The sequence below is a fragment of the Butyrivibrio proteoclasticus genome (genome assembly GCF_900115735.1).
Taxonomy (GTDB): Bacteria; Bacillota; Clostridia; order Lachnospirales; family Lachnospiraceae; genus Butyrivibrio; species Butyrivibrio proteoclasticus_B.
Map to the genome: position 1 here is coordinate 99,940 of NZ_FOXO01000003.1, position 12,976 is coordinate 112,915.

Consider the following 12,976-nt stretch of genomic DNA (forward strand, 5'->3'; position numbering starts at 1 on the left):
CTGCCTTAATTTCCTTTTGCTATCTCCTCTACTCTGTCAGCATATTTTATTCTATATATCCTGTTAAGCGATTCATCAATCCTTTCCTCTGATATTTCCCCATTATTAACAGCTTCTAAAAGACCATTATATGCTGTCTCAAAATCCTCAGGAAGGTAGATTATATCCGCACCGGCCTTTATTGCCATAACTGCTGCCTGATCCGATGTGTAATACTCTGTGATAGCCCCATCATCCAGAGCTCCGGTAACTACTATTCCATCAAAGCCCAAAACTCCTCTTAATTCATCCTCTATGATCACAGATGAAAGTGAAGCAGGAGTGTTATCCCCAACCACGTTTGGAAAAGAGGCATTTGAAATCATAATTGCTGTAACATTTCCATTGTCTATCACATTTTTAAACAATGCATATTCACTTGTAGCAAGCATCTCTGTGGAGTCATCAATCTGCTCCATGCTGCTTGAAGTATCCCCCTGCTTAGGGAAAGAATATGCACATGACCATATTCCCTCATCATGAAGTGCCTGCGTAAATGATGCCGTCACATTTTTTACCGTATCTATATCTGTACCATAAAACCCATTTTCTGTGAAATCCATATTGGGTGAAAGATCAAAATTAAAACCATATTTATACATAGAATCTGCAACAGCTTGTCCATTTTCTGCAGCTGCATTTTCATCCGTAAAATCTTTTATCTCACCAAGTCCAATCGATGAACTGATCGCACCGTTTCCCCATTCATTAACCATGGTAAAAATAGGATATTTACTCATAGAAGATGTAGTAGCAAGCATTTCAGTTATCTGATCTTCAGACTTAATATTCTTGGCTGAATAAACTATACCGCCTACTGCATATTGAGAAAGAGCATCCTGCGTGCCACTTCCGGCCTTAACCGCAGTTGCCACACCGGTAAGCTGTTCAGGTGTAATGATAAAAAGACCTGCAACCTTATCCTCAACCGGCATTGCCTCTATCATATCTGAAACGACTTCATTCATTATATCTTCTTCAGACATCTCCTCAGGCTCACTTACAGCCTCAGGAGTCTCAATAACTATTTCCTGACTGCTTTCAAGAACTGAAGCCTCCTCTTCTCCTTCTGAAGACTCAGCATTTTTCCCTCCACCAAACAAATTCTTTAAAAAAATCACCCCAAAAACGATAGCCAAAACAAACAGTATAACAACAAAAGTCAGTAATATATACGCAATGAGCTGGCTCCTTTTTCTCCTGTTTCTCCGGGCCATTCGCTGCTCATCAAAATCCTGTTCATCTAATCTACTCATAAAATCCCCGTTAACTGCAAAACTTTTTCTGTTATCTATTTTATCATATTTTATAAGTCCAATGAAGAACCAATGCATAGTCTTTCTATACTATTCACAAAAAATTCAGAGAATATAACTGCACATCAAAAGTTCTGTCCGGAACCAAAAATCAAGGGCAGAAGCTTCATCATATTACCTGCTTCTGCCCTTATACCGAGTACTCATCATCTAAATTAAAATTCTCTGCGTCCAATGGACCCTTCCTCCGATTCTCAGCTCATCGTTCCATTAACTTTTGCATTCATATGCTGTGGTTGCAAGATTTAAACATGCCCTAACCACTAATCATGTACTTGAATTGCTGTCATTCTTATTACTTCTTTGAACTTCGAACTTAAAACTTTAAAAAACTAAACTTAGTATGCTGGTGGACCGTACCATCCTTTCTCTGAATATTTTAATTAACTATCCCTTTGGACCGTACCTCCCTTTCTTTCTCCAATCTGTAATCTATACTATATATTGATTGGAAAAGTATTTTTGTATCTCTTACTTGATGGTTTTATTATATTTTCATCCTTTCATTTTGTCAATACATTTTATAATTTTCTTTTATTTATTTTGACTACTTAATTATCATCCTTTAGTATTCAGTTAATTATTCTAATTGTATATTCTTTATATACAATTAGGTATATTACTTTAATATACAAAAGGATGCCTATATATTGTATTTTTCACGATGCTCAATTCTCATACACTTAAAAGCGCTCCCCCAAAAACTTGTATTCTTTTCGAAATTTAGTTTATATTTATATGTTCTCAAAAAATAATTTTTCTTGAACCTGTGCCTGAGTTTTGCCACTTTGAATCAAAAGATAAAAGCCAGTCAAGTATTTTTTTGTTTTTCTAAAGAAAAAACAAAAACCTATGTATAAATGCTCTGTACATAAGACACAAAAATAATTATGATATTACAAGGGCTTATAATTACGCCCATTTATTCAATCTACAAATTCCAATATAAGAAAAGGAACTTCACCCATGTACCACTGCATAGTAAACCCATCTGCACGCTCAGGAAAAGGCAAGGCAATTTGGGAAAAGCTCGAGTTAAAACTCTTGGAAAAGAAAATTGATTATACAGCTTACATGACAAAAGGCCCGGGAGATGGGACGATACTTGCTAAAAAAATTTCTTCAACCGAAAAATCCACAGACAATCTCGCAAGAAAAAGTGAGCCAAACAATTATATTAAAATAATTGTTTTGGGCGGTGACGGAACTCTCAACGAAGTAATGAACGGAATATCAGACTTTGACAAAGTTCTCGTGGGATATGTTCCTATCGGTTCTTCCAATGATTTTGCAAGAGATCTCGCTTACTCAAAAAATATAGACACCCTTTTGGATACAATTTTAGATGGAAAAGTTGTAAGAAAACTTGATCTTGGAAAACTTACATTTAATTCAATGACAGCTCCAATGTCCAGACTACATGAAAAAAATATATCTAAAACAAGAATTTTTGATGTCAGCTCAGGAATCGGATTCGATGCGGCAGTCTGCGAAGAAGCGCTTTCTTCAGGCACCAAAAACTTTCTTAACAGAATTGGACTAGGAAAGCTTACCTACGGACTCATAGCCATAAAACAACTCCTTAAAGCTGATAAAATACCTTGTGAGATTGAACTTGATAACGGGCAGGTCATACATTTAAAACGTTTTATTTTTATTGCATCAATGATCCATCACTATGAAGGCGGAGGCTTTAACTTTGCTCCACATGCAGATTTAGCTGACGGTAAATTTGATCTGGTATATGCTGGTGATATGCCGCCACTACGAATGATATTCGCCCTACCCTTATCATTTTTTGGCAAACACTACTGGATAAAGGGAATTGGGCATCATGTAGTAAAGGAAGTCACTATCAAACCACTTCTCCCCATGTGGGTCCACACAGATGGCGAAGTTTCTGTAAAATCCGACAACATAACTCTTGAGTGCTTACAAGAAAAACTCCAGCTCATGTGCTGAAAAGAATGTCGCTTGCGACATTCTCGCGCCGAGCGCGGTTGCATTTATGCAACATCTTCCAATCGCGCGATGTGCGCATCCATAGCGGAGCGATTTTTTATAACATAGGAAGCAATTTCCTATGTTATAAAAAAGCTTTGGACTTCATTAAAAGTCCAAAGCTTTTTATATTGATCAGTCAAGCGGATACTTATCTGTAAGGCTCTTGATGATAGCTCTTGCTTCATCATTCCTTTCGCCCTTGTTTTTGATAACGATTGCTATTGCTTCAGCAATATTATCCATATCCTCTTTATTCATTCCTCTCGTTGTAACAGCTGCTGTTCCAAGACGGATTCCACTTGTTACAAAAGGAGACTGCTGCTCATTTGGAATGGTGTTCTTATTGGCTGTAATATGAGCATCATCAAGCCATGCCTCAACTTCTTTTCCTGTAAGGCCAAAATTTGTCAGGTCAACAAGCATAAGGTGATTATCTGTTCCACCGGAAACAATCTTGATTCCCCTCTGCATAAGTCCATCACAAAGAGCTTTGCAGTTCTCAACTACATCCGTTGCATATTTCTTAAATTCAGGAGAAAGAGCTTCTTTAAAGCATACAGCCTTAGCTGCAATAACGTGTTCAAGCGGGCCGCCCTGAATTCCAGGGAATACAGCCTTATTAATTTTAAACTTATCCTGAGCTGACTGATTCCAAAGAATTAGGCCGCCTCTTGGTCCACGGAGTGTTTTATGAGTTGTTGTAGTTACAACATCTGCATATGGAAATGGGCTTGGATGAACACCTGCAGCAACCAGTCCTGCGATATGTGCCATATCTACCATAAGGATAGCGCCACATGCATCTGCTGCCTCTCTGAACTTCTTAAAGTCAATTATTCTACAATATGCTGATGCACCGGCAATGATAAGTTTAGGTTTGTGCTCTACAGCAAGTTTGTACATCTGGTCGTAATCAAGGAAGCCATTTTCATCAACACCATAAGGAACTACGTTAAAATATGTTCCTGAAATATTAGCCGGACTGCCATGTGTAAGATGACCGCCCTGATTGAGATTCATACCCATAATGGTATCTCCTGGCTGAAGCAGAGCAAACTGAACAGCGAGGTTTGCCTGTGCGCCTGAATGAGGCTGAACATTTGCATAGTCGCAGCCAAAAAGCTCTTTGGCTCTCTCAATTGCAAGCTTTTCAACTTCATCAACTACAAAACATCCACCATAGTATCTTTTTCCGGGAAGTCCCTCTGCATATTTGTTAGTTAACGGACTGCCCATAGCTGCCATAACAGCTTTGCTCGTCCAGTTCTCTGACGCAATAAGTTCAATGTGATCATTCTGTCTTGCAACCTCTTTTTCAATAAGAGCTGCAATCTCCGGGTCAACTTTCCTGACTTCTTCCAGTGAGTACATTTTTCGCTCCTCCTAAACATTTTTACAATTTAATGTGTTAAAGTTACACACATGGCATATCGTAACATATAACCCCTAAAAAATCTAGGTGTTTTTCTAAACAAAAAACTCTCAATATGCTACTTTTAACTGCACACAGAGAGTTTTTGTTCTTAAATCCAATATTATATTTTACAGAACACAGGAATTGACTCAAGCGGCGCTTTTGATATTATTATCTGCCCACCTTCGTAAACTTTTTCATCACGGATATCCTTCCACCGCCCCTTTGGAAGATATACATTTCTCTCAAAGCAGTTAAGATCAGTGACAGGCGCAACAAGATATGAATCGCCAAACATATACTCATCAAAAGTTTCCCAGCACTTTTCATCTTCAGGAAACTCATAGAAAAGAGTTCTCAAAAGAGGCGAACCGTTTTTGCTGCTTTCATCAAACATGCTCTTGATATATGGTTTTAACTCAAGGCGAAGCTGTAACTGCTTTTTTAGGATATCATAAACTTCTTCTCCATAACTCCATAGCTCATTAGGCTGCCCCGTGTGAAGATAACCACCTCCAAAGTCTCTGTTATCAAGAGGTGCAATATCATAAGGGCCTCTATCACCGTGCATCCTGAGTACAGGAGAAAATACTGCAAATTCAAACCATCTGACAAGGAGCTGCTTAAAATCAGGATCATTTACATCATCTGTCATAAAGCCACCAACATCAGTAGTCCACCAGGAAATGCCACAAAGCCCCATATTAAGTCCTGCTGCAATCTGATCTTTCAGGGCTTCAAAGGTACTTGGTACATCACCTGACCACACAACATTTCCATATTTTTGACTTCCTGCCCAGGCAGATCTTAAAAGATTGACAACCGGCTTATCAGTCTCTTTTTTCATATTCTCGTAAAAGAGCCTGCTATAGTACTGAGGATAAATATTGCTGACTTCAAGTCCCGGTCCAAGATAATATCTAAGCTGATCAAAATCATATTTAACAAGATCAGGCTCCGAATTATCAAGCCAGAACATATCTATTCCAAGGTCGTAATAGTTCTTTTTACAAACGTTCCATACATATTCTCTTGTTTCAGGATTGGTTGCATCAAGAATAGTGCAATCCCCCTGGTAATCATAGTTTTGCAGGCCGCCGCGCTCATTTTTCACCAAAAGGCCTTTCTCGAGCATATCATAAAAATGCTCGCTTCTCTTATCAACGCTAGGCCATACAGAAACAACAACTTTAATTCCCATGCTGTGGAGTTCATCTACCATAGCTTTCGGATCAGGCCAGTAGGTCTCATCAAACTTCCAGTCTCCCTGCACCGTCCAGTGAAAGAAGTCAATAACGATACAGTCGATAGGTATTCCCTCATCCTTGCACTTATGAGCAACCTCAAGCACTTCTTTTTGTGTGCGGTAGCGAAGCTTGCACTGCCAAAGCCCCATCAGATCCTCTGGCATTTCGGGAGTTCTTCCGGATACAGAAGTGTAATTTTCCAAAATACCTTTCGGAGTATCAGATACAGTGAGCCAATAGTCCATTTCCTTTGTAGCCTCTGCCACCCATTCAGTATAATTCATGCCAAATGAAGCTCTTCCAACAGCAGGATTATTCCACAAGAAACCATAGCCCAAGCTCGATACTTCAAACGGAACAGACACCTGAGAATTGCGCTGTTCAAGATCAAGAATACAGCCTTTTAGATTGTTGTACGGATGCTGGTACTGACCCATACCAAAGATTTTTTCCCCATCATTACTCTCGAACTTGACAGTTATCCTGTAATCGCCGCCCACATGTGGCTTGTAATCACGGTTAATGTATTTCAGACACCTCGACTCTTTAGACTCTGTACCGCCATAGCATCTATAATACTCCCTAAGAATCATGGAGTCATCCTTGTAAAAAGAAATAACTCCCGCAAAATTGACAGTTGCCTTAACACGCCCATTAACTATGGTTGCAAAAGGCCCATCTTCCCTTTGGGAAATGATAACTTCAGTCCTTGCACTTTTCTTTTCAAGCGCCCAATTATTCCCGGTAAACTCCGGATACATCGTACTTCTGACTCTGAGTGAATCTTCTCCCCAGCCCTCGATTCTAAGGGTCTCACCCTGTCTTTTTGCTACTAATGCCCCATTTTCATTAGTAAAAACCATTGTTGCCTCCCCTAACATATATATTTAATGATCTAAAAAAGACCTCAATCACCAATATTTTTGGAAATTGAGGTCAAATTTTTAATTATAACGTACAGCCAGTTCTTCCTCTCTTCTCTTGCAAAAAGCCTCCAATATGGAAGTATGATATACAACAAGGTAAAGAATAATTGCCATAATAAACGCTGTAATCACATCATACATAGAGTGCTGCTTGATAAACAATGTAGAAAGAATTATCGATGTCCCTATAATATCGCTTACAACCTTACCCGTTTTATTAAAACGTCTGCTGCGATGGATTGCTATCATGGATCCAATTGAATTATATACATGAATACTTGGCCATAAATTTGCAGCTGTATCACTTTTGTAAATTATTGCAACCAAATGTGTAAATACATTATCCCTTGGCATAACAGCAGGTCTAAGCTGATGCATATTCGGAAACAAAGTCGAGATAATGAGAAAAATTGTCATACCTGTTGCCAAAAATGCAAAGTTTTTGTAATAATCCTCTACATCGCAGGAAAACATAAAAAACAAAAGCGTAAGCGAAACATACAAAAACCACATATAATACGGAATAACAAAAGCTTCTACAAAAGGGATCATATCATCAATAGCAGTATGGATAACTGCATAATGGGAAAATCTGTGTTTCTCAATCAAGATAAACCACATCAGATAAATGGGTCCATACACTAAAATAGGTGTCGAGAGTTTTAGCATATCTCGCCAATAATCCCTGTTCAGTGGCCTTCCTATCCACTCTTCAATTTTTACTTTCATGTTTTTCATAAACTCCTCAATTTAGAAAGAACACATATCAACTTCGTATTATTTTATCACTAAATTACAGTAATACAAGCCGAACAAATTATAAAGAATCTGTTAACTCAGATTTTTAATTGAAGTGGAATATTTTCTGAAGGAGCTTGTATCCAGCAAGTGTGATCTTTCTTCCGCCCTTTCCGGGAAGATAGATATATGTTCCTTCAATACTGTATCTGATCTTAAGATAGAGCCAGTAGTTCTTGTCCTTAATATATTCAAGCAGTTCTTTTCTCTTTTTCAGGTTCTCAGGAGTATCCTCCGTGATCAACAGAACTGATGAAATAGCTGTAATGATCTCGAGATAGTTAAACATATATTTATGTCTTTCTCTCTGAGAACGTATCATTCCATAGTTTTCTACGTAATAATCAACCATGAGCTTATTTACACGGAGCTGCTGGTCAATACGTGAAAGCATGATTTTCTGGTTAACCGACTGATCCTCGCGGCCAATGTAATAATAATAGAAATTGACATCGAGGTAATACATAGTCTTAACAAAAGGAAGTGGATTAAATACATAAATGTTATCCACATAGAATGTGTGCTCAGGAAGCTTAAGTCCACAATCTTTCAACAGTTTTGTTCTGAAAATGACAGAATGCATCAAAAGGTAATGCCCCTTTGGAGTTCTCTTAATATCTTTCCATGTAAAGAGCTCCTCAATTGGGAACATTGAATTGTAACGCATAACTTTATGTCTCTTCTCACCAACTTTGTTGTAAACAAAGTTACTAATAAGAAGGTCTAGCTGTTTTTCACCTCCTGCAAGCTCAGCAAGAGTAGAAAGTATCTTTCTGTAAGCTATTTCTTTTACCCAGTCGTCCGAATCAACCACCTTAAAGAATAAACCTGTGGCAGCTTCAAGCCCTGCATTTACAGCACTGCCATGTCCGCCGTTTGGCTTATGGATTGCCTTACAGATTGTTGGATACTTTTGAGCATATTCATCAGCAATTTCCGCTGTTCTATCCTTTGATCCATCATCTACTATAAGAATTTCTACATCTTCTCCGCCTACAAGCAGGGATTCTATACATTTTGACATATACCCTTCTGAATTATAGCAAGGTATTGCAACCGAAAGTAATTTCATTTTTCAACTCCTTAATCTGGTACTCTCAAATTTTTCCATTGTTGTAAGACAGGTTCTAAGATCATTGTACCTGTCGTACACATCTCCTTCGTTAACAACAACGCCAAGTGACATGGCCATGATATCTATCATATCATTTGTTATAACAGGACGAAGCTTAGACAAAATATCTTTTTTATCCACAGCAAGATCTGCGTCCATAAACTCTATAACAAGTGGATTCAGATTCAGTTCTTTTGCCTCTGCATCAATGGATTTATCCATTATTTCTGAATGATGGTAAGGTTCGCTTCTAAACTGCTTTCTGATTTCTTCCTTTTCAGCAATATCGCTTTTTTCTTTTCTTTCAACTTCGCCTTCAGGTCTTATTACATTTTCACTTTTCACTATAGAGTCAGATTCCTCTTTTTTACCGGAACCGCTCTCCTGTGTGAGCCTTCCATCAGAGTCTCTCTCTATCCTCTCAAAACGATATTTCTGTTTAACACTGGGGTATTTAACATGATCAACTTCAGACATGAACATATTAAGCGGTCTTACATAAACTTTGTAATCGCCATAAAGAGCCTGGTATACTACCATCTCTTCTCTTGTTTCAGAATGGATTGCTACAGAAATGATCTGGTACATATTCCCCTTAAAATGCCTAAACAATTCAAAAGGCACCGGTCTTTGTCTCTCCATACTCCTTCTCCCCTAAATTATAAAAACCAATTTTCTAAATATAGATTTATTCACAAAATATTTAGCCAATATGTTGTATAGTATAACCCGATTGCCACAGATTTTCAAATTACCGTTTTCTGGTTGTTCCGATAATGACCATTTCTACACTGATAATATAATCAAGCTTACCGGTTTTTACCGCTTCATCATTGGCTGCGCACAGCTCAAGCGCCCTTCGAAGTTCTTCAAATGAATATATTCTCGCCCAACTCTCATACTTTCCCACAAGAAACGGTGCTATTCCCACGCCTGATGCTATCTGTGCTCTGTCCTTGTGATTAGCACTCATCTCTTTTACCTGAAGCATGATATTAAACTGCCTGGTAATAAGTGCCAGTATCTTGGCGGGTGGCTCTTTTAATGCCAAAAGATCGTAGTAAAGGTCAATAGCCTTTTTCTGGTCCTGAGAAGCAATTGCATCAGTCATAGCAAAAATCCTACTTGTAAGCCACCCTGCACAAACTGCATTTATATCCTCGACAGTTATCTCATCTTTGTCAATACAATAGCAAACAAGCTTTTCTATTTCGGTACTGATATTGGACATATCTGTGCCAACTCGTTCAAGAAAAAAAGCTGCTGCCCTCGGAGATATTTTTTTCCCCTCCGAAGCAAATTTTCCTGCTATCCACCTCTTTAAGGTATCTTCATCCTGTGTGTCACAATTCATTTCAAAGCCTATCTTACTGACAGCCTTAAAAATGTCTTTTCTCTTATCAATCTCTTTTTCTACAAAAATAAAATACGTCGTCTCTGAAGGCTTTTTAAGATAATCTGAAAGCTCCGGGCACCCGTTCTTAAAAAAGCCACTATTTTCAATAAGGATGACTCTTTTATCTGATAAAAAAGGCATAGTCTCTGCCATATCTATGACCTGTGCCGGATTAATCTGATCTCCCTCATACTTTGTAAAATTCATGGAAGAAGCACCGCCATCAAGGGCCTTCACAAGTTTGTCCCTGTTCTGAAGTCTAAGATACGCTTCCTCTCCATATATCAGATAGCATCTTTTAAACGTTCCATTCTTTATATCATCATTAAGTTGTCTCTGTTTAACGGGAAAATCCGTTGTTTTAGCTGCCATAAAATCACACTCCGTAGACTATTCTAGCAGAAGCATATATAAAAAGCCACTAATGCTCACTCCAAAAAGCTCATTATTTTTATGTGATCACCATTCACCTCAATTGTTATGCATCCATCTTCATCTGTCCTGTAGGTTGCAGCTGTGATGCTCTTTAATCTATCAAGAGTTTCCTTATGAGGATGCCCGTACTTATTGTCCACTCCGCAGGAAATAAGCGCAAATTTAGGCTTTGTAAGTTCAAGGAATTCCTCATCTGTAGTGTACATTGAACCGTGATGTGCTACTTTTAGAAGAGTCACATCTGTTCTGCTTAATTTTAGTATATTCTTAACATTATCAAGTCCCTCTTTCTCCATATCGCCTGTGAAAAGAGCTGTAAAATTCCCATACTCCATATAAAGAACTGTAGAATAGGCATTTGCTCCTTCAGTTATCATATTTTTTTGAGGATTCAGGCATAAAAACGATGCTTCTGCCATATTAAAGCTTTCACCTGTGTTTATATAGATTATTGGAACACCAAGCTCTATTGCCCTCTTTTCAACATGATTAAAATTCTCACCCCTGGACTTTTCCGACACTTCAGGAAGAATTAGTTTCTTTATACATATTCCTCCCTTTTCCATATCATCCATTATTTCCAGAAGTCCGCTTATATGATCCTCATCCTCATGAGTTACTACAGCAGCATCTATTTTCCCGACGCCCTTGTACTTCAAAAAAGGGATAATCTTATATTTTCCGACATTTTTACAACTGGTGCTTCCCCCATCAATAAGAAGGTTTTTCCCTGAAGAAGATATTAAAATACCATCTCCCTGCCCTACATCAATCATATTTATTTCAAGGTCCGGATGAATCCTGAAAGTAAGAACCACTATGGAAAATAAAAGAAAGAAATATTTGAGCGCATCGACTTTAAGAAGTTTATTGCGAGTGCTATTTTCGCTTACCAGCCCATGCCTCTCATAATTTAAAACTGCCAAAAGAGAGCTCACAAGAATCACATAGGTAACAACCTGAACTTCTGAAGAGTGCCCCACATACCAGGTAAACCCTCCATGAAATCTGCTAAGACTACATGACGCCTTGTAAAACAAAAGAATAAAATGAGTACCTATACCAAGTGCTTTTCCGATAAGAACAAGTAGTGCACCAATAGTCATACTCATTATTCCCATAACCATCAGAACTCCCATAAGTGGCAAAACCACCAGATTTAGAATTATCGATCCAATTGGGTAAACATAATAAAAAGATGTATACACAGGAAGCGTAACGATCATTATTGCAAGACATGTGGTGATAGAATCAAAACACTTCTTCGTAACTTTTTTTAGAAAGCTCTCATCTTCATCGTTAACAAATTTCATTGAAAATGACTCATAACTTAAAGACAGCGGCGCTAAAACAGGCTTTACCAAAGCTATTCCAACAATTGCGCCAAATGAAAACAAAAATCCGCTATTATATAAATACAAAGGCTGTTCAAGCAATAGCAAAATAAATGCCATCGAAAGGCTTGTGAAAATATCATATGTTCTCCCAATTAGCGGTGCCAACAAGCGAAATGTAAACATCAATATAGCTCTAAAGGCAGATGTATTCATTCCACACATAGACCCGTAACAAAACATGATAATAATCGCCAATGCTGTTGCCATTCCGCCAGGAGCTCTTATTTTCCTTAAAAGTCTATATATCCCCATACCAATTATAGATATGTGAAGGCCACTCACCGCCAGAATATGCATGATTCCGGAATCCTTATATAGATCCTTTATTTCCTCGTCCATAAAAGATTTGTTTCCAAGAAGCATTGCTTTCATAATAGCAGCATCCTCTTCATCCATGCTCTCATCAAGATTTCTTTCAAAAAACAGACGCATTTTATACAAGCTTTCTTTAAAAATATCTTTCTTACCATTGTTCTTTTCCACACGAGCATTTTTTATACAATATGCAATTTTTAAAGTTGAGTAATAAAGGCGAGAGTCAAATTCACCGGGATTTCTTGGCTCCTGAAATACTTTCATCTTACCTGCGACCAGAACTGTCTCACCAATAGAGGGCTCATATGAGCCGGCAGATAAATAACATTCGATATATTCAAATTTTCCTTTTAAGGATTTTTCCGGAACCAGATAAAGAGCTGTGTATATATCGCCCAGAGAGTTTTTCTTTTGTTCCTTATGGATAACTACCCCAACAACTTTGATTGTTTCTTTAAAACTCTCTTCAGGCTCATATACTATCAGTTTAGAACTAAAAAGCTCAAGATAAATATAGACAATCACCGCCATTATAAGCGCAACTGCGCAAAGCGGTCTTTTCATATAAAACTCCT

Annotated in this window: 9 protein-coding genes; 1 reads left to right on the forward strand and 8 read right to left on the reverse strand. The window is 38.0% G+C overall.

The genetic code is table 11. The features are described from left to right. Positions 1-5: 5 nt before the first annotated feature. On the reverse strand, positions 6-1,295 hold the full coding sequence (locus BM146_RS02880) for a glycoside hydrolase family 3 N-terminal domain-containing protein (RefSeq protein ID WP_074884380.1): 1,290 nt from the start codon (positions 1,293-1,295) through the stop codon (positions 6-8). A gap of 1,026 nt (positions 1,296-2,321) precedes the next feature. Between BM146_RS02880 and BM146_RS02885 the strand changes: the two genes are divergently transcribed. Beyond that, positions 2,322-3,317, forward strand: coding sequence for a diacylglycerol/lipid kinase family protein (locus BM146_RS02885; protein WP_074884103.1), 996 nt, complete (start codon positions 2,322-2,324; stop codon positions 3,315-3,317). Positions 3,318-3,491: 174 nt separating this feature from the next. On the opposite strand, the gene glyA is transcribed toward BM146_RS02885, so the two are convergent. From glyA to BM146_RS02920, 7 genes are all read right to left on the reverse strand, one after another. Further along, positions 3,492-4,730 carry a serine hydroxymethyltransferase gene (gene glyA, locus BM146_RS02890; protein ID WP_074884106.1) on the reverse strand — a complete coding sequence of 413 codons (1,239 nt, stop codon included), beginning with the start codon at positions 4,728-4,730 and terminating at the stop codon, positions 3,492-3,494. 164 nt (positions 4,731-4,894) lie between these two features. Further along, entirely contained in the window at positions 4,895-6,883 is a 1,989-nt protein-coding gene (locus BM146_RS02895) for a glycoside hydrolase family 31 protein (RefSeq protein WP_074884110.1), read from the reverse strand. A gap of 81 nt (positions 6,884-6,964) precedes the next feature. After that, a complete protein-coding gene (locus BM146_RS02900) occupies positions 6,965-7,684 on the reverse strand; it encodes a phosphatase PAP2 family protein (RefSeq protein ID WP_242949325.1) in 720 nt (239 codons plus the stop codon). A gap of 106 nt (positions 7,685-7,790) precedes the next feature. Beyond that, complete coding sequence (locus tag BM146_RS02905) at positions 7,791-8,816, reverse strand: glycosyltransferase family 2 protein (protein ID WP_074884113.1); 1,026 nt, start codon at positions 8,814-8,816, stop codon at positions 7,791-7,793. A gap of 3 nt (positions 8,817-8,819) precedes the next feature. Then, on the reverse strand, positions 8,820-9,500 hold the full coding sequence (locus BM146_RS02910) for a DUF1653 domain-containing protein (RefSeq protein WP_074884117.1): 681 nt from the start codon (positions 9,498-9,500) through the stop codon (positions 8,820-8,822). Between the two features lie 109 nt (positions 9,501-9,609). Beyond that, positions 9,610-10,626: a DNA polymerase III subunit delta gene (holA, locus tag BM146_RS02915; protein WP_074884120.1), complete on the reverse strand. Its 1,017-nt coding sequence runs from the start codon at positions 10,624-10,626 to the stop codon at positions 9,610-9,612. A gap of 56 nt (positions 10,627-10,682) precedes the next feature. Then, positions 10,683-12,965, reverse strand: a complete 2,283-nt coding sequence (locus BM146_RS02920) for a DNA internalization-related competence protein ComEC/Rec2 (RefSeq protein WP_074884124.1) — start codon at positions 12,963-12,965, stop codon at positions 10,683-10,685. Between the last annotated feature and the right edge of the window lie 11 nt (positions 12,966-12,976).

Coding starts and splice junctions, on each gene's coding strand:
- BM146_RS02880 (WP_074884380.1), bottom strand. CDS start 1,295: ATGAGTAGATTAGATGAACAGGATTTTGATGAGCAGCGAATGGCCCGG.
- BM146_RS02885 (WP_074884103.1), top strand. CDS start 2,322: ATGTACCACTGCATAGTAAACCCATCTGCACGCTCAGGAAAAGGCAAG.
- glyA (WP_074884106.1), bottom strand. CDS start 4,730: ATGTACTCACTGGAAGAAGTCAGGAAAGTTGACCCGGAGATTGCAGCT.
- BM146_RS02895 (WP_074884110.1), bottom strand. CDS start 6,883: ATGGTTTTTACTAATGAAAATGGGGCATTAGTAGCAAAAAGACAGGGT.
- BM146_RS02900 (WP_242949325.1), bottom strand. CDS start 7,684: ATGAAAAACATGAAAGTAAAAATTGAAGAGTGGATAGGAAGGCCACTG.
- BM146_RS02905 (WP_074884113.1), bottom strand. CDS start 8,816: ATGAAATTACTTTCGGTTGCAATACCTTGCTATAATTCAGAAGGGTAT.
- BM146_RS02910 (WP_074884117.1), bottom strand. CDS start 9,500: ATGGAGAGACAAAGACCGGTGCCTTTTGAATTGTTTAGGCATTTTAAG.
- holA (WP_074884120.1), bottom strand. CDS start 10,626: ATGGCAGCTAAAACAACGGATTTTCCCGTTAAACAGAGACAACTTAAT.
- BM146_RS02920 (WP_074884124.1), bottom strand. CDS start 12,965: ATGAAAAGACCGCTTTGCGCAGTTGCGCTTATAATGGCGGTGATTGTC.